The organism is Streptococcus sp. HMSC073F11 (assembly GCF_001810785.1).
Lineage (GTDB): Bacteria > Bacillota > Bacilli > Lactobacillales > Streptococcaceae > Streptococcus.
Genome location: NZ_KV802690.1, coordinates 129,800 through 148,148, shown reverse-complemented (window position 1 = coordinate 148,148; position 18,349 = coordinate 129,800). Strand labels below are relative to the sequence as shown.

General features: G+C 40.2%; 16 protein-coding genes. 7 read left to right on the top strand and 9 right to left on the bottom strand.

Going from position 1 to position 18,349, the window contains the following annotated elements; all coding sequences use genetic code 11:
- Positions 1 to 15: 15 nt before the first annotated feature.
- The gene (thrS, locus tag HMPREF2764_RS02375) at positions 16 to 1,959 is read left to right on the top strand and encodes a threonine--tRNA ligase (RefSeq protein WP_000608345.1); all 1,944 of its coding nucleotides are present in this window, start codon (positions 16 to 18) and stop codon (positions 1,957 to 1,959) included.
- A 150-nt stretch (positions 1,960 to 2,109) separates the two neighbouring features.
- Here thrS and HMPREF2764_RS02370 read toward each other — a convergent pair whose 3' ends face one another.
- From HMPREF2764_RS02370 to HMPREF2764_RS02355, 4 genes are all read right to left on the bottom strand, one after another.
- Positions 2,110 to 3,159, bottom strand: coding sequence for a DUF389 domain-containing protein (locus HMPREF2764_RS02370; RefSeq protein WP_070526915.1), 1,050 nt, complete (start codon positions 3,157 to 3,159; stop codon positions 2,110 to 2,112).
- A gap of 290 nt (positions 3,160 to 3,449) precedes the next feature.
- Positions 3,450 to 4,961: an ATP-binding cassette domain-containing protein gene (locus HMPREF2764_RS02365; protein ID WP_000938204.1), complete on the bottom strand. Its 1,512-nt coding sequence runs from the start codon at positions 4,959 to 4,961 to the stop codon at positions 3,450 to 3,452.
- A gap of 798 nt (positions 4,962 to 5,759) precedes the next feature.
- Positions 5,760 to 6,734, bottom strand: a complete 975-nt coding sequence (locus HMPREF2764_RS02360; protein WP_070526912.1) for a sensor histidine kinase — start codon at positions 6,732 to 6,734, stop codon at positions 5,760 to 5,762.
- Positions 6,727 to 7,404, bottom strand: a complete 678-nt coding sequence (locus tag HMPREF2764_RS02355) for a response regulator transcription factor (RefSeq protein ID WP_050074198.1) — start codon at positions 7,402 to 7,404, stop codon at positions 6,727 to 6,729. Before HMPREF2764_RS02355 ends, HMPREF2764_RS02360 begins: the two co-directional genes overlap by 8 nt.
- Before the next feature lie 154 nt (positions 7,405 to 7,558).
- Here HMPREF2764_RS02355 and HMPREF2764_RS02350 point away from each other — a divergent pair, with 154 nt between their 5' ends.
- Positions 7,559 to 8,632, top strand: a complete 1,074-nt coding sequence (locus HMPREF2764_RS02350; RefSeq protein WP_070526909.1) for a DUF2974 domain-containing protein — start codon at positions 7,559 to 7,561, stop codon at positions 8,630 to 8,632.
- A gap of 88 nt (positions 8,633 to 8,720) precedes the next feature.
- On the opposite strand, the gene HMPREF2764_RS02345 is transcribed toward HMPREF2764_RS02350, so the two are convergent.
- From HMPREF2764_RS02345 to HMPREF2764_RS02335, 3 genes are all read right to left on the bottom strand, one after another.
- Positions 8,721 to 9,740 carry a YdcF family protein gene (locus HMPREF2764_RS02345; RefSeq protein WP_070526906.1) on the bottom strand — a complete coding sequence of 340 codons (1,020 nt, stop codon included), beginning with the start codon at positions 9,738 to 9,740 and terminating at the stop codon, positions 8,721 to 8,723.
- 68 nt (positions 9,741 to 9,808) lie between these two features.
- The gene (locus HMPREF2764_RS02340; protein ID WP_001166788.1) at positions 9,809 to 10,246 is read right to left on the bottom strand and encodes an Rrf2 family transcriptional regulator; all 438 of its coding nucleotides are present in this window, start codon (positions 10,244 to 10,246) and stop codon (positions 9,809 to 9,811) included.
- A gap of 75 nt (positions 10,247 to 10,321) precedes the next feature.
- Positions 10,322 to 11,164 (bottom strand): metallophosphoesterase family protein, encoded by an 843-nt coding sequence (locus HMPREF2764_RS02335; protein WP_070526902.1) that lies wholly within the window; start codon positions 11,162 to 11,164, stop codon positions 10,322 to 10,324.
- A 111-nt stretch (positions 11,165 to 11,275) separates the two neighbouring features.
- On the opposite strand from HMPREF2764_RS02335, the gene HMPREF2764_RS02330 reads away from it, so the two are divergent.
- The 4 genes from HMPREF2764_RS02330 (at position 11,276) to HMPREF2764_RS09530 (ending at position 13,728) form a co-directional block, all read left to right on the top strand.
- Entirely contained in the window at positions 11,276 to 11,926 is a 651-nt protein-coding gene (locus HMPREF2764_RS02330; RefSeq protein WP_070526899.1) for a metal-dependent transcriptional regulator, read from the top strand.
- A gap of 119 nt (positions 11,927 to 12,045) precedes the next feature.
- A complete protein-coding gene (locus HMPREF2764_RS02325; protein ID WP_186821154.1) occupies positions 12,046 to 12,753 on the top strand; it encodes a nicotinamide mononucleotide transporter in 708 nt (235 codons plus the stop codon).
- Positions 12,754 to 12,882: 129 nt separating this feature from the next.
- Positions 12,883 to 13,296 carry a hypothetical protein gene (locus tag HMPREF2764_RS02320; RefSeq protein ID WP_070526896.1) on the top strand — a complete coding sequence of 138 codons (414 nt, stop codon included), beginning with the start codon at positions 12,883 to 12,885 and terminating at the stop codon, positions 13,294 to 13,296.
- A gap of 18 nt (positions 13,297 to 13,314) precedes the next feature.
- Entirely contained in the window at positions 13,315 to 13,728 is a 414-nt protein-coding gene (locus HMPREF2764_RS09530; protein ID WP_083306578.1) for a hypothetical protein, read from the top strand.
- A gap of 38 nt (positions 13,729 to 13,766) precedes the next feature.
- Here the strand turns inward: HMPREF2764_RS09530 and dtd are convergent, their stop codons facing one another.
- Positions 13,767 to 14,210, bottom strand: a complete 444-nt coding sequence (gene dtd, locus HMPREF2764_RS02310) for a D-aminoacyl-tRNA deacylase (protein WP_033686834.1) — start codon at positions 14,208 to 14,210, stop codon at positions 13,767 to 13,769.
- A gap of 29 nt (positions 14,211 to 14,239) precedes the next feature.
- Entirely contained in the window at positions 14,240 to 16,462 is a 2,223-nt protein-coding gene (locus tag HMPREF2764_RS02305) for a RelA/SpoT family protein (RefSeq protein ID WP_033686835.1), read from the bottom strand.
- A gap of 327 nt (positions 16,463 to 16,789) precedes the next feature.
- Here HMPREF2764_RS02305 and HMPREF2764_RS02300 point away from each other — a divergent pair, with 327 nt between their 5' ends.
- Positions 16,790 to 18,211 carry an N-acetylmuramoyl-L-alanine amidase gene (locus tag HMPREF2764_RS02300; protein ID WP_070526893.1) on the top strand — a complete coding sequence of 474 codons (1,422 nt, stop codon included), beginning with the start codon at positions 16,790 to 16,792 and terminating at the stop codon, positions 18,209 to 18,211.
- Positions 18,212 to 18,349: the final 138 nt, after the last annotated feature.

Below are 18,349 nucleotides of genomic sequence, written 5' to 3'. Positions count from 1 at the left end.
AGTAAGGAGAACATCATGATTAACATTACTTTCCCAGATGGCGCTGTTCGTGAATTCGAATCCGGCGTTACAACTTTTGAAATTGCCCAATCTATCAGCAATTCCCTAGCTAAAAAAGCCTTGGCTGGTAAATTCAACGGCAAACTCATCGACACGACTCGTGCGATCACTGAAGATGGAAGCATCGAAATCGTGACACCAGATCACGAAGATGCCCTTCCAATCTTGCGTCACTCAGCTGCCCACTTGTTCGCCCAAGCAGCTCGTCGCCTTTTCCCAGATATTCACTTGGGTGTTGGTCCAGCTATCGAAGATGGTTTCTACTACGATACTGATAACACAGCTGGTCAAATCTCCAACGAAGACCTTCCTCGTATCGAAGAAGAAATGCAAAAAATCGTCAAAGAAAACTTCCCATCTATTCGTGAGGAAGTCACTAAAGACGAAGCACGTGAAATCTTCAAAAACGACCCTTACAAGTTGGAATTGATCGAAGAACACTCTGAGGACGAAGGCGGTTTGACTATCTACCGTCAGGGGGAATACGTGGACCTTTGCCGTGGACCTCACGTCCCATCAACAGGCCGTATCCAAATCTTCCACCTTCTTCATGTAGCAGGTGCTTACTGGCGTGGAAATAGCGACAATGCCATGATGCAACGGATATACGGTACAGCTTGGTTTGACAAGAAAGACTTGAAGAACTACCTTCAAATGCGTGAAGAAGCTAAAGAACGTGACCACCGTAAACTTGGTAAAGAGCTTGACCTCTTCATGATTTCACAAGAAGTTGGTCAAGGACTTCCATTCTGGTTGCCAAACGGTGCGACTATCCGTCGTGAATTGGAACGCTACATCGTCGACAAAGAGTTGGCTTCTGGCTACCAACACGTTTACACTCCACCACTTGCTTCTGTAGAGCTTTACAAGACTTCTGGTCACTGGGATCATTACCAAGAAGACATGTTCCCAACCATGGACATGGGGGACGGGGAAGAATTTGTCCTTCGTCCAATGAACTGCCCACACCACATCCAAGTCTTCAAGCACCATGTTCACTCTTACCGCGAATTGCCAATCCGTATCGCTGAAATCGGTATGATGCACCGCTACGAGAAATCTGGTGCCCTCACAGGTCTTCAACGTGTGCGTGAGATGTCACTCAACGACGGTCACCTCTTTGTTACTCCAGAACAAATCCAAGAAGAATTCCAACGTGCCCTTCAGTTGATTATCGATGTTTATGAAGACTTCAACTTGACTGAATACCGCTTCCGTCTCTCTCTTCGTGACCCTCAAGATACTCACAAGTACTTTGACAACGATGAGATGTGGGAAAATGCCCAAACCATGCTTCGTGCAGCCCTTGATGAAATGGGCGTTGACTACTTTGAAGCTGAAGGTGAAGCAGCCTTCTACGGACCAAAATTGGATATCCAAGTTAAGACAGCTCTCGGAAAAGAAGAAACCCTTTCTACTATCCAGCTTGACTTCTTGCTTCCAGAACGCTTCGACCTCAAATACATTGGAGCTGATGGTGAAGAACACCGTCCAGTTATGATTCACCGTGGTGTTATTTCAACCATGGAACGCTTCACAGCTATCTTGATTGAAAACTACAAGGGTGCCTTCCCAACATGGCTTGCACCACACCAAGTAACTCTCATCCCAGTATCCAACGAAAAACACGTGGACTACGCATGGGAAGTAGCTAAAAAACTCCGTGACCGCGGTGTCCGTGCAGACGTAGATGAGCGCAATGAAAAAATGCAGTTCAAGATCCGTGCTTCACAAACAAGCAAGATTCCTTACCAATTGATTGTTGGGGACAAGGAAATGGAAGACGGAACTGTTAACGTTCGTCGCTATGGCCAAAAAGAAACACAAACTGTCTCAGTTGATGACTTTGTTCAAGCTATCCTTGCTGATATCGCCAACAAATCACGCGTTGAGAAATAAGAGATAAAACCTGGGATAAAATCCTAGCTACCTAAAAAGCAACAACTATTTCAGCTGTTGCTTTTTATATTTTATTTAACCTGAGCTAGTAGTGATTGATCAAACCACCACACAAGATTTGCTTTCATGAGTTAGATATGGTCAATATCCTCAATCCTTGTCTGCTTCATTTTCTTTTACGAGATCTTTTTGTGAATCCTTTTCAGAGAGTTTTTGATCGATATACTTGTTAATGGTTTCATAAAATTCCTTGGTCGAATCACTGTCTAATTTTGTCGAATTATGAACTTGATTGACTTTCAATTGAACAGATTGAATACCGTAAGAGGCTTGTTTTTGGTGGAGCGTTTCTAATTCTTCTTCTGAAATCGGATCTCCAACAACCGTCAAGACCAACTCATTGTTTCTTGATTTGTAGACTTGATTAATGACCGTGTGATTGGCGAACTCTTTTCCTACAAACTGCTTGATTCCTTCTTTTCGCGCTTGATCTATCGTCAGAGTGACTGCTGAATAACTAGCCGGAAGAATCAATAATACAATCAAGGATATCAACCCAATTCTCATTTTAATGTTTAGCTCTTTAAATGAACTTAAGGGAGATTTTCTCATCATAATTCTTGTTCCAACAATGTTGATTAGCATGATAAAGACACAGTTGATCAAGAAAAGATAAAGAGCTCCAAATAAAAATCGTACATTTCCATTAGCTAAACCATATCCTGCAGTACAGATAGGTGGCATCAGAGCTGTTGCAATGGCTACTCCTGGCACGATATTGTTTGCTTCTTTTTTCCTTGAACCAATGAAACCTGCTATCCCACCAGCAATAGCAATGAGAACATCCCAAATGGTTGGAGAGGTTCGTGCAATCAATTCGCTACTTTCATAAGATAGGGGAGAAATCCAGAAATACAGAGCCGAGACAAGCAAGCTGACCAATACTTGGGTAAATAAAACCTCTAGAGATTGCTTGATTAAACGCGTATCAAAAATAGCTAAACCAAACCCCAGTCCAACAATCGGTGTCATAAGAGGGGAAATCAGCATGGCTCCAATAATGACAGCTGTTGAATTCATATTTAGGCCGATAGAGGCAATAAAAATCGCACACATCAAAATCACTGTATCTCTTAATCGAACATGAAGATCATCATATAATTTCTCACGGTATTCACGTGTTGAATAGTTTCCAGTCATTGGTTACTCCTTTTATTTCATATAATTTTGTTTCTGCATGGATGATGGTAGAGAGACTTCTGTCCAGTCTTACATATTTTTCTTCTCACCTGTTATACTTTTGAAAATTATCCTCTAAGTATCCGCCAGTCCATCCTTAACATTATATCAAAAATTTTACAGTCTTTCTCTGACGAAATCTATCAATTGAACAGATAGAGGAAGCAAGAAATTTTTGTTTCCTTATCCGAAGAGGGAAAAACGGTATCAGAAGAACCTTGATACTATGCGTTTTATTCTTTATAATTTAGCTATTTCAAAATTACAAGTTCTCCATTCTTAATTTCCCAAACTTGGTCAAACTTACTTAATAATTCGTTTTGGCGATGTAAAGTAACAATGACGGCACTTGGTAGTTCCAGAACTCTTTCCAATTCCATTTTAAACTGATTAGTATCCAAGGCAGAGAAAGGTTCGTCTAGGATAAGCAATGGATTTTTACGATTTTTCTCACGATTTAAATACATTCGTTGTTGCTGACCACCTGACAGGGATTGTGGTGGAATTTTTTCAAAATCTTCTTCTCTGAATTTTTCATTGAAACTATTGAATAGCGTTACATTATTTTCATAACTTGAAATAAATGTATGTTCTTGTTGCAGAATCATACCGAATCTTCCCCAAAGATGGTCCAAAACAAGCCCATCTAGCACAATTTGTCCTTCAAAATCTTCATCTGTTCCATTTAAAATGTTGAGAAGACTACTTTTTCCAGACCCATTCTTACCAATAAGCGCAATTTTATCCCCTTTTTGAATCGTAGCGGAAGTAATTATCAATTTTGATTCTCCCATTTGTTTGGAAATGTTTTTCAAAGTAATCGTATCAAAAGAATGTTGAGGTGCTTGAACTGAAACGGGTCTCCCAACAATGTTTTGAAAACTCTTGATTACAGGCTTTACGGACTCTAACATTTGTAAATCATAAAGGATTTCCTGTATTGGTTCAGAAAAAGCATTAATATATCCGAAACTCGCCACCACCTCAGGAATACCGAGTTGCTGGTGAGATAGAGAGTAGGCTAAATAAATAAACAGAACAAGACTAATGAATTCAAAAGAAACACCTGTCAATAAGATGCCAGTAATTTTTGTCAAACCATACTTAAAATACTTATCCTGCAAATTCTTTAGAGAACTCTTTTGTTGATTCAAAAAATGCGACATAGTTAGTTTATTTACCAAATGATGTCCCATGAGCAAATCCTCCAAAGTTCGATAGTAATCTCCTTGTTTTTTCAAGTAAACCTGTCTGCGATTAGCGGTCAACTTCCCAACGATTTTAGGAATTTGAATACTAATTCCAGTGGAAAAGATTAAAATCAATGATACAATAGGATTAATTGTTCTGCTAATAATGAAAGCGTAAATGATGATACGTAAAATTTGTTTGATAAAACTCATCAATGGAGGAAGGTAATCCTTTTCCAACGAATCTAGGTCATTAGATTGATAGGAAATATACTCTGCTACTGTTTTCTGCTTGAAATCGTGGTGACTGAGTCCCAGAAGTGAACGAAACCACTCATTTTTCAAAGTAGTCGAAAAGATAATCCCCTGCTTCCAATCAAGTATCATTTGGATATAGTTACAACTCAAATAGCCAGCCACTGACATAGAGTAACCATATAGAGCTACTTGATAATCCCCTTTGATTAATGCCTGCGTGAAATACGGTAACAAAGCTGTGCAGATATTCGATACTACACCAAAAAGAAAATTAAAGAAGAGATACCATCTAATAGTTTTAAGATATGGTAGCATATACGATACTCCTTGCTAATGCGTTTTTTTACATATCGCAGAACAATCTCTACTATTCCCTATTTCAGATAGTGCGATACTCGGACATTGAGTGCAATAATTGTAAATCACACAAGTACTGCAGTTTTTACTATCATTCAAAATATAATTTGCTATTTTGTAAAATATAGGTCTATCCCATGTTTCTTTGATAGATGTAAAATGAATATTTCCAATACTTCTATTGAAAGTAATCTTTTTCAGTTTTTCTAACGATTTAGGCTATTTCGTGACACACCCACAATCCGTGAAAATTCTGGTTATATCAGATTATGTGATTTTCGTAAGAATTTTATATTGTCTCCAATCATGGCAGTCTCCTTTTACTTGATAAAACTATTACAACATTTAGAAATTAAAAACTGGTTCAAAATCAATAGAATGTGTGTATTCGATACATTCAATAATTCTTTGGAAACGGTTCTACACCAGTTACACAAATCTATATACACCTATCTCATTCAAAATAAAAAGAAAGCTGCAGTTCTTTTAATCCTGTATCAACGATTCATTCTGAAATCGAATAGGAGACATTTCCCAAGTCTACAATTCACTTCATCTCAAATTAATTTTTGTAATTCACCCTTAGTTTATAGATTTTATACTCAACAAAAGTATAAAGCATACAAAACTTCACTTTGAACCAGTATTTATACTATATTCCGTATTAAAAACTCTATTATTGGTTTTGTAAAAAACAGTCTTCAAATATCCTGAAATATAGCAAAAAGAGATTGGGTAAAAACTCATTGTCTCTTCTCACTCAAGGACTAAGTTCACTTGAGCAAACTGAATCCGCACTATCGTTCCTTTTCCAACCTCAGACTCAATGCAAATCTGGTGACCCAGTTCTTCAGAAATTTTCTTAGATAGGTAAAGGCCAAGGCCAGATGACTGCTGAGTTAGGCGGCCATTATATCCTGAAAAGCCACGTTCAAAGACTCGGAGGACATCACTGTTTTTTATCCCGATTCCTGTATCCTTGATACAGAGTTCCTGGCCTTCCATATAAATCTCCAGACCACCTTCCTTGGTGTACTTGAGACTGTTTGAAATAATTTGCTCAATAACCACTAGTAACCACTTTTTATCCGTCACGATTTCTTTATCAAGGTCATGTAGATTGACATTTAGGCCTTTTTGAATAAAGAAAAGAGCATATTTACGAATTATTTCCTTGACCAAGTCCTCAATTTGAACCTGCTTTAAGACCAAATCATCATGGAAACTTTCTAAACGCAGGTACTGTAAAACTAGATTGGTATAAGAGTCGATCTTGAAAATTTCCTGTTCTAATTGCTGCTTCAGTTGGCGGTCGACCACTTCTGCAACTAAGAGTTGACTAGCTGCAATGGGGGTCTTTATCTGATGAACCCACAAGGTATAGTAATCCAGCAAATCCGTCAGTTTTCTTTCTGCGTCTGACCTCTGCTGGTAGAGTTCCATCTCACGCGCTTCTAATTTTTCTGCTAAAGCTCTTTCCAATGGAGATTTGGCTTCCCTCTCCCCATAGAGAATTTCCTGACGATAGCCCTGCATTTCCACCAATATGTCCCAAGCGAAAAATAAGATGGTTACAAAGCAACACAAGAGGAAAAAGTAGAGAAAGTAAATTCCTAAACTGGCAAATAAAAACTGAAAGAGCAAAACTAGAAATGCTAAAGCAAGCAGATAGACAAACAGACGACTACGAGAGCGCAGATAGGCTAGAAAAAATTGTTTCCAATCAAGCATGCTTCAGTCCGTACCCTATCCCTTTCTTGGTCTCGATAAATCCTACCAAGCCCTGCTCTTCCAATTTTTTACGCAAACGAGCCACATTGACAGAGAGGGTATTGTCATCAATGAAAAAGTCACTGTTCCAAAGTTCCCGCATCAGGTCATCACGCGCTACGATATTGCCTGCATGCTCAAACAAAACGCGTAAAATCTGGAATTCGTTCTTGGTCAAATTCAACACTTGCCCTTGATAATGTAAATCCATGGATTTGGTATTGAGGATCACACCGGCATATTCCAGTAAACTCTCGTCACGCCCAAACTCATAGGAACGGCGCAACAAGCCCTGAACCTTAGCTAAAAGAACCTGCTGGTCAAAAGGTTTGGTCACAAAGTCATCCGCCCCCATATTAATCGCCATAACAATATCCATAGCCTGGTCTCTGGAAGACAGAAACATAATCGGCACCTTAGAAATCTTGCGAATCTCCTGACACCAATGATAGCCGTTAAACAAGGGCAAGCCAATATCCATGAGAACCAGATGAGGCTCCGACTGGACAAAAAGGCTCAAAACTTCCATAAAGTCTTCTACCAAGACCACTTCAAATCCCCATTCAGAGAGCATTTTCCCGACCTGTTGACGAATGACCAAATCATCTTCCACTAGTAAAATCTTGTGCATGCGCTCCTCCTTTTCTATTATTATAACAGATTTTTCCATGCTAGAAGGCCTGAAACTAAATTTGACATAGCTTATTTTTAACCAGCAGAGACGGGCAATCCTACTAGCTAATTTGAGGAAAATTTGATAAGATAAAGAAAAGAAAGGAGCACTTATGGCCAATATTTTTGATTATCTGAAAGATGTCGCACACGATTCCTTTTATGACCTTCCTTTAAATGAATTAGACATTCTAGCCTTAACAGAAACCACCTACCTCCCCTTTGATAATCTAGTCTCCTCAACTCCTCACCGACTTTTAGACCTGGCACCTCAGATTCCGAGGGAGCCTAACATGCTTACCAGTAAAAATCGTCTCCAATTATTAGATGAATTAGCTCAACACAAGCGCTTCAAAAATTGCAAACTCTCCCATTTTATCAACGATATCGACCCTGAGCTGCAAAAGCAATTTGCGGCTATGACCTACCGCCTCATTCTCGATACTTATCTGATTGTCTTTCGTGGGACTGATGATAGTATCATTGGCTGGAAGGAAGATTTCCACCTGACCTATATGAAGGAAATTCCTGCTCAAAAGCACGCCCTCCTCTATTTAAAGAACTTTTTTGCCCACCATCCGAAGAAAAAGGTCATTCTAGCTGGCCATTCCAAGGGAGGAAATTTAGCCATCTATGCTGCTAGTCAAATTGAGCAAAACTTGCAAGAGCAGATCACTGCAGTTTATACTTTTGATGCACCTGGTCTCCACACAGAATTGACACAGACCGAAGACTATCAAAGGATAATGGATAGAACCAAGGTCTTCATTCCACAAGGTTCCATCATCGGTAGGATGCTGGAAATTCCTGCCCACCAAATCATCGTTCACAGTACTGCCTTAGGTGGCATCGCCCAGCACGATACCTTTAGTTGGCAGATTGAGGACAAGCACTTCGTCCAACTGGATAAGACCAACAGCGATAGTCAACAAGTAGACACAACCTTCAAAGAATGGGTGGCCACAGTCCCTGACGAGGAACTCCAGCTCTACTTCGACCTTTTCTTTGGCACCATTCTAGATGCTGGGATTAGCTCCATCAATGACCTGTCTTCCTTCAAGGCCATTGAACACATTCATCATCTCTTTGTCCAAGCGCAATCCCTCACTCCAGCAGAAAGGGAAACTATGGGACGCCTTACTCAATTATTGATTGATACCCGTTACCAAGCCTGGAAAAATAGATAATACCTTTCAAAAATCAAATATATATAAAACAAAAGACCTAGAATACATACTCTCATGTGCATTCTAAGTCTTTTTAAATAGAATCTGACTACCAAATAATTCCCTTGTAGGATATTAAAGTACCTACTAAAAAAGGGAGATAAAAGGCCACAAAAAGCCATTTCATTTTGACACAGAGGGCCACGTACTCCCGAATAAAAGCAGATGGTATGTAGTAACCTGCCGTCCTACATCCGAGTCCATCTCCCTTCATATTTAGCTTACGAGCATAGGTACTAGTACGAAAGACATGATAGTCATTTGTTACAAAGAGGAATTGAGGTTTGGCTACCAGCTTCTCACCAAGTTCCTTAGAAAAGAGAAGGTTCTCGTAGGTAGTCCTTGATTGGTCCTCCAGGATAATCCCATCTTGGGGAACATCGGTCTCTTCAAGCAGATAGTTTGTAATAGCCTGCGCTTCAGAAATCTTCTCATCTCCTCCTTGACCACCACTAGCAATGATTTTGATATGAGGATTCTTAGAATTGTGGTAAGCTTCTACTGCCTTATCAATTCTCCTCTTTAGCAAAGGTGTTACCTTTTCTCCGTCTAACAAACCTGCACCATGAATGATGATAAAATCATAATGCTTCTTCTTAGGAATAAAGAGATACAAGATAGAGTACAACATAAAACCCACAAAAGCAAAACCAAAAATAAAGTAAGAATAAGCAATAAATGCAAATAAAATGTTTAGAAAGTGATTGGTGTAAAATAATTCATTTCTATCACCCAATCGAAATGACATCAAGGCAAAAAATAACAAAATGACTATTCCAAGGAGCATTGAGAGATAATTAGCCTTTGAACGTCCCTCTCGCTTCAGCAAGATAAGGCCATTATAGATTAAAAAGATGCCACTTAGAAAAAGCAGTATCGGAAGTAAAATAAAGGGAAATATAAAAAAAGCGAAATGAATCTTCTCATACCCATTTTGATAAAAAAGGTAGCCTAGATAAAAATAACTGGAAATGAGGGATAATAAGAATAATACTGGATTCCACAAACTTCTATTATCTTTCCAAAATGACACTATAAAGGCTAATACAATTCCTATAACAAGATACATTTCTTCCTCCTTTAATGATTCTATTTTATCACAATTTTACATAGAGAAAAAGAGGGCATCTACCCCTCTCACTCCTTCATTTGACTCTCTGCATCGGCTACGACCTGTTCTAGACTGGTCTGACCAAGCTCAGCCTCCATAGCCAGCTGGATTCTCTCCAATTTTTGATCCAAAACATCATGAATATGAGCTCCAACTGGGCAATTTGGATTTGGATTGTCATGAAAACTGAAGAGTTGGCCTGTCTTACCAAGACATTCGACCGCTTGATAAACATCTAAAAGACTAATGTCTTTGAGATCCTTAACAATCTCTGTTCCGCCCGTTCCGCGCGCGACTGAAATCAGCTCTGCCTTCTTCAACTGGGACAAGGTCTTTCTGATAATGACTGGATTGACCCCGACACTAGCAGCCAGAAAATCACTGGTCACCTTGCTTTCCTTCCCCTCGAGGGCAATAATTATCAGCATATGAGTCGCAATGGTAAATCTACTTGGAATTTGCATCCTCTTCTCCTTTTTACGAGGCTACCCTGCCTCTACTCTTCTTTTTCTATTATTATACCCTTTTTAGTTGTAATGTCAATCGTTACCACTTTTCAACCAAGCATCTAATTCCCTATCATAGCCCTCTTTCTGGGCTAATTCTCTCAGAAATTCCTGATGATGAGTATGGTGGATACCATTGACCAGACTTTCATAGTAAACCTCAAAATAGGGAAGTTTGAGGTCTTTAGCCAGCTGCAATTCAGCTGCCACATCGTAGTCTACCCGTCGGAAGTCCATATCTACCAAACCCTTGTCATCAAACTCTAAAATCATATACTGGGCCCGCAAGTCCTTCCGCAACTGGGCATCCAAAAAGAAAGGTTGCCCAATCGAACCCGGATTGACAATCAATTGCCCACCAGTCCCGTAACGAAGCAACTGCTGGTGAATATGACCATAAACAGCAATATCACAAGGGGGATTGGTCACCAAGCGGTCAAAGTCCTCTTGTGATCCAGTATGAATCAACTCTCGCCCCCAGTTCTTATCAGGAAGATGGTGGCTAATTCCCACCGTCAAATCCCCAAACTGACGATGAAGCTGGAGAGGTTGATTGTGGAGCAGTTCAATTTCTTCTAGGGAAATTTCTTCTAAAACATACTGACACTGGCGCAAAAGATAGCGTTGACTGGGACGAGTATTATCCAATTCCTTGCGGACACCATGCCACAGACTGTCTTCCCAGTTCCCCAGAACTCTAGCCCTAATCGGTAGTTGAGCCAACAAGTCCAAAATCCTTCTACGTCCTGTCCCTGGCATAAGAATATCTCCCAAAAGCCAGTATTCATCCACTCCTAGCTGCCGAGCATCTGCCAAAACAGCCTCCAAGGCAGTGGTATTTCCATGAATATCTGAAAGAAGAGCTATTTTTGTCATATTCGTCTCCTCGTTTTTTCTCTTGCAATAAGTATAACATAAAAAGTCACAGCTAGAGAAATCTAGCTTTTTTTGATATACTAGATAAAGATATTAGACAAGAGGAAGCGAATGACCCCGAATAAAGAAGATTACCTAAAATGTATTTATGAAATCGGCATAGACCTGCATAAAATTACCAACAAGGAAATTGCAGCCCGTATGCAAGTCTCTCCCCCTGCCGTAACTGAAATGATTAAACGGATGAAGAGTGAAAATCTCATCCTTAAGGACAAGGAATGTGGCTATCTACTGACAGACCTCGGGCTCAAACTGGTCTCTGAGCTCTATCGTAAGCACCGCTTGATTGAAGTTTTTCTAGTTCATCATTTAGACTATACGAGTGACCAGATTCACGAGGAAGCTGAGGTTTTGGAACATACTGTCTCTGACCTATTCGTGGAAAGACTGGATAAACTGCTCGGATTCCCCAAGACCTGCCCCCACGGAGGTACCATTCCTGCAAAAGGAGAACTTCTGGTTGAAATCAATAACCTACCACTAGCTGACATCAAGGAGGCTGGCGCCTATCGCCTAACTCGGGTGCACGATAGTTTTGACATTCTCCATTATCTGGACAAGCACTCACTTCACATCGGTGATTCGCTCCAAGTCAAGCAGTTTGATGGCTTCAGCAATACCTTCACTATCCTTAGTAAAGACGAGGATTTACAAGTAAGTATGGACATTGCCAAACAACTCTATGTCGAAAAAATCGACTAACTTCTCAAGTACCACTACCAACCCTGAAAGTTTTATTTTCAGGGTTTTATTTCTATCATTTGATTTTGCTTTCATTTAATTGTAGAATATTTGTAAAAAAAAGAAAGATAGTTTAACCTATGAAAAAATCACTAAAAATTTTTGCTACATCTAAATGGTTTGACCTCTTCGGGGTTGCTTTGGTCGTTGGGATTGCGATTGCATCTGGTTACCTCAACTCACGCCTCGATAAATTTGTAAACTGGGGACCATGGACAGCTCTTGTACCCTTTGGATTGATTTCCGTAACCAACGTTGGGATTTCCATGTTATCCACTCGTTTCACGGGGAAATTAAGCAAATGGGGAAATTACTTTGGTATTGTTAATACCATTTTGTCCGGTGCTATTGATTATATCCTTGGAAATAAGGCGGCCATCATTACCTATCCCGTCACCTTCCTCATTTATACCTTTGCTATTAAGAAATGGGAAGCTTCGCAAGAAGGCAGACCCAACCAAATGAGCCAAAAACAGCTAAAATTGGCGGCCATCATCATTTCCATCATCGCCTTCCTCTTTGCCTTTGTGACCAACTATATCGGCTATGGAGGAAAGATGAATCTCCTTGCCTACGTAACAACTATTGCCTTTGCACTGTCCCTCATTGCCAATGCTTTTAACGCATTGAAACTAACAACTCAGTGGGGCTTTTGGTTGATTTACAATTTCGTTCAGCTGACAAAGGCTGGTATTCAAGGAAATTTTGCCAATATCGGAAAATACATCTTTTATATCCTCAATGCAATCGGAGCTTTATTTGTCTGGAATGATGAAGAAGTAAGATAATAGAAGAAAACTTAAATAAAAAAACAAGTCGACTTAAGAGAATCTCCCTTCTGCTATTTTTATCATTTTACTTGTAACTCCCATTCTTTTGGAGTAGAATGAAGTTAGATAAAAGAGGGAGGTCATCTTATGAAAAAACTCTTTAGAATCCATTTTACAGCAATTGCAGTCATCGATTTGCTACTATTCGCATTTTTTAACAAAAGACCCGAGACATCTTTGGAGTGGCTCTTGCTATCTGGTTTTATTTTCCTCCTTACTCAAGGACTCCTGTTATTTCGCTTGGTTGTCCGACTCAAACATCAATTCGCTGAGATTTATCCTCAAATCAATAAAAAGATTCGCTTCTACTATTTAGGGGTTCTCTCCATTGATTTTCTATTTTTTGTCCTTTTAGCCTTCGTTAGTTCTCAGCGTTTTTACTCTCTTATGCCAATCATCACTGCTTGCCATTCTACTTTTTATTATATGACGGCTGACTACCTAAGAGAACACTATCCAGATTTTTACGACAAACACATCACTTTATGGGAGTGCCTATAAGGAGAAAGAGGTTTTATCATGAAAAAAATCATCTCCATCAAAACCATTCAACTCCTTGTCATTGATGCAATCATGCTGACTTTTTTGATATTTAAAGATGGGCTTACTTGGGATTGGATGTTGATTTATAGTGGTTGGCTCATTTTCTTTCATCCTGTGCTATTGACCTATCTTTCTAACCAACTTTGTGACCACTTTAGTCACCTCTATTCCCAGATTAGACCAAGATTCTGGCGTTTTACCTTACAAATCCTCCTATGGGATAGCCTGATAATTCTCTCCTTGCTGTTTTTAAGGGGTATCCCACTTTGCCTTCAGGGAACTCTCCTCATCCTAGGACACCTCATCCCTTCCTATCGCATCTGCCAAAGCCTGAAAAGAGATTTCCCCAAGGCCTATCAGGAACAGATTTCATTTTGGAGTATTTTGTAATAGATAAGAAAAACCAAGCCGACTGGGCTTGGTTTTTCTTATCTATTTTTCGTATCAAGGATAATGGTAACTGGACCGTCATTGACCAGTTCAACCTGCATATCCGCTCCAAAGATGCCTGTCTGAACGGGCACTTCTTGCGCTAATTTTTGGTTGAAAGCGTCATAGAAGTCTGATGCCATATCAGGCTTGGCTGCCCCTGTAAAGGCTGGACGATTGCCTTTCTTAGTATCCGCAAAGAGAGTAAACTGAGAAATAGAGAGGATTTCTCCCTCAATATCTTTGACAGACAGGTTCATCTTGCCTTCTGCATCTGAAAAAATCCGCATATTGACAAGCTTTCTCACAGCGTAGTCCAAATCTTCCTCTTGGTCCTCTGGTCCAACACCAACCAGCAATAAAAGCCCCTGATTGATTTTCCCATGAACCTGACCTTCGATACTCACTTGGGCTTTTTTAACTCGTTGGATAATGATTTTCATAATAGCCTTTCTAGTAAGAACTAGGACAATTAGCCGTTGGTCCGTTTGACAGAATAAACCTCTGGCACGCTCTTGATCTTGTCCACAACCGTAGTCAGCGTCGAGAGGTTGGCAATGCCGAAGGACACATGGATATTAGCAAATTTCATATCCTTGGTTGGTTGAGCGTTGACTGTTGAGATATTCTTAGTTGTGTTTGAAAGAACTTGTAGTACATCGTTCAACAGTCCTGTACGGTTGAGTCCATAAATATCGATATGAGCCATATACTCCTTATTTGAGCTAGAGTACTGATCTTCCCATTCCACATCAAGGAGACGTTGCTCATAGTTTTCTTGGGCACGCAGGTTCATACAGTCCACACGGTGAATAGCCACACCACGCCCCTTGGTAATATAGCCAACAATATCGTCACCAGGCACTGGATTACAACACTTAGCAATCCGCACTAGGAGGCCTGATGCACCTTCAATGACCACACCACCCTCATGCTTGACCTTGAGGGTTTCTTTATTTTCAACCTTGATCTCGCCACCTTTGACAAGTTCCTCTGCTTCAGCCTTGGCCTTGGCACGTTCTTCCTCACGACGTTCCTTCTCAGTTAGACGATTAAAGACAGTAATAGCACCGATTTCTCCAAAACCAATGGCCGCAAAGAGGGATTCTTCTGTCTTGTAGCTGGTCTTTTGAAGGACTTGGTCCATATGACGCTTGTCCATGAATTTATTGGCCACATAGCCATTTTCTTGGAACTGGGCCATCAGCATTTCACGACCCTTATTGACAGACAATTCCTTATCTTGGTTTTTAAAGAACTGACGAATCTTGTTACGCGCCTTGCTGGTCTTGACCATATTGAGCCAATCACGGCTCGGTCCAAAGGAGTTAGGGTTGGTGACAATTTCAACCTGATCCCCTGTTTTGAGCTTGGTTGTCAGTGGAACCATACGGCCATTGACCTTGGCACCAGTTGCTTTTTCACCGACCTTGGTATGAATTTCATAGGCAAAGTCAATCGGTCCTGAATCTTTTGGAAGGGAACGGACAGCTCCATCTGGGGTAAAGACGTAAATCTCCTCAGCCAGATAGTTTTCCTTAACAGAATCCACAAATTCCTTAGCATCATCAGCCTGGTCTTGGAGCTCCATCATCTCCTTAATCCAGTTCATCCCAATAGCTGATTCCTTGCTGTTAACCTGCCCCTTAATGCCTTTCTTATAAGCCCAGTGAGCCGCAACCCCGTACTCAGCCACCTCATGCATGGCCTTGGTTCGAATCTGGAATTCAATCGGTCCTTTTGGCCCATAAACAGTCGTATGGATAGACTGGTAGCCATTGGCCTTGCGGTTAGCGATATAGTCTTTGAAACGACCTGGCATTGGTTTCCAAAGTTCATGCACATAACCAAGCATGGCATAAACATCACTTTGGGTATCTAAAATACAGCGAATAGCAATCAGGTCATAGATTTCCTCAAAACGCTTTCTCTTATCCTGCATTTTGCGAAAAATCGAGTAAATATGCTTGGGACGACCGTAAATCTTCCCATTTAGATGACGATCTGTCGTATATTCCTCTAATTTTGTGACCACCTCATCCACCAAGGCTTCACGCTCTCTGCGTTTTTCCTTCATCATATGGGTAATCTTGTAAAACTCCGTTGGGTTGAGATAACGGAAAGATAGATCTTCTAATTCCCATTTGACGCTAGAAATCCCCAGACGGTGAGCAAGAGGTGCATAGATTTCCATAGTTTCTTTGGAAATGCGCTCCTGCTTGTCTTTTCGAAGATGTTTAAGCGTCCGCATATTGTGCAAGCGGTCAGACAGTTTGACCAAGATAACACGGATGTCCTCAGACATGGCCATAAGCATCTTGCGATGATTTTCCGCTAATTGCTCCTCGTGAGACTTGTACTTAACTTTACCGAGCTTGGTAACTCCATCGACAATCACGCGCACATCAGGACCAAACTCCCTTTCCAAATCGTCCAAGGTCGCATCAGTATCCTCCACCACATCATGCAAGAAACCACAAGCAACCGTTACAGCATCCAGCTTGAGCTTAGCTAAAATACCTGCCACTTGGATAGGGTGAATGATATAAGGTTCACCTGATTTACGATATTGACCACTATGGCATTCAACGGCGTAAACCAAGGCCTTATGGACAAAAGCCACATCCTCTTCCGATAAATATTTCTGTGTTAAAGCGACAACTTCATCGCCTGTTAAATTCACTTCTTTCGGCATTTCTACTCTCCAATTCTTCCTACCATTTTATCACTTTTTTAAGAATATGAAAACTAGAAAAAGAGGATTCTAAAGCTTATTCAATTTGTTGGGAAGGAGAATAAAATAAGATTCACACTAAAAAATAATATAATTATCTAATTTTCATCTATCTTTTTTGATATAGGCTAAGATAAAAGTTAGCGAAACGAAAATACATTCCTCTTTTTCAATAAGAAAATGTTTGATATTTTGGTAATTTTCTAACCTTTTTAGTGTATAATGGTAATATAAACAGTTTTTTTACGATAATTACTGAAATTTCATCTCTCTAGAAAGGCATCTCACATGAAATCACACAAAAGATTGACACTTTTAGCTTTAGCTTTTCTTGGACTAACAAACCAAGTCGTTTTGGCTAATGATACGAGTCATTCTACTACTGCCCCTATGACTAGTTCAACTAGTAGCTCAACAAATACTTCTACTAGCAATTCTCAAGCTAGTACAGAAACTTCGTCGAGCACAGCTAGTTCAAGTGAGCAAGAAAGCAAACCTTCTCTTTCCACAGAAACCAAACCCAATCAACCTATACAAACTGGCTGGGTAAAAGAGGGGAACAAGTGGACTTTTTATAGTCAAACTGGGGTCAAATTTACAGATACCCTCTATGATGGTTATTTCTTTGATAGTCATGGCTACTTGCTTGAAAACAGCTGGTACCAAATGGGAAATAATTGGTACTATATCAATGGTTCAGGTAAATATTTATCCAACCAATGGAGCCAAATCAATGGCAAGTGGTATGCTTTTGATGGCTACGGTAGAATGTTGGCCAATGTCTGGAAAGGCGATTACTACCTCAAATCCAGTGGTGCTATGGCAGATAAGGAATGGGTCTACGACCAAAGCTACTCTAGTTGGTTTTACCTCAAATCTGGCGGACGTTATGCCCAAAAACAATGGATTGGTTCCTACTACCTCAAATCTGGTGGCTACATGGCCCACAAGGAATGGATTTATGACCCAGACTATCAAGCTTGGTACTATCTTAAGGACGATGGTGTGTATGTTACAGGAACCTATGCTGTGGATGGTAAAAATCAGCTCTTCCAAGGGAATGGAAAATGGGTTCGTGAATTAGCACAAGGTTTTCAAAAAGGACATTACTCTAAAACTATCTTTCTTGATCCAGGTCACGGTGGTAAGGATCGCGGGGCTTATTACTATGGCATAGCTGAAAAAGAATTGAACCTACAAGTTTATCGTAAGCTACGTAAACGACTAGAAGGACTCGGCTATACCGTTCTCACCTCTCGAGATAGTGATATAGACGTTGATTTTATTACCGAGCGTTCTCGTATGGTCAACAAGACCAATGCTGACTTTTTCATCAGCCTTCATTTCAATGCAAAAGGGAATGATACAACCGTTAACCTAGGTATCCAGACCTATTCTTACAAAGATGAACCTGGCTTCCCTAGCAAGATTAACAAGGAATGGCACAACAATCCTGAAAGGATAAGTGAAAGTAATCGTCTCGCAGCTGATATCCATACTTCACTGCTAGCTGAAACTGGAGCTAGGGATGCTGGGCTCTTGCAAGCAACCTTTGCTGTTCTCCGTGAAACAGCTAAACCAGCTGTTTTGCTAGAGATGGGATATATGGATAATCCAGAAGAAAACCAAAAAATCCGCAGCAGTGACTACCAAGATAAACTAGTTGAAGGGATTGTCAAGGGAATCCAAAAATATTATGCTGGTAATTAAAACAGTTTAAGCCTCGAACTAACTCGAGGCTTATTTTTTATCCAAACCATCTTCTTTCTAGACCTATTTCCTTTTCCAGCTTATTCTCCCTAACTGTGCTATACTTAATTTATACTCAATGAAAATCAAAGAGCAAAC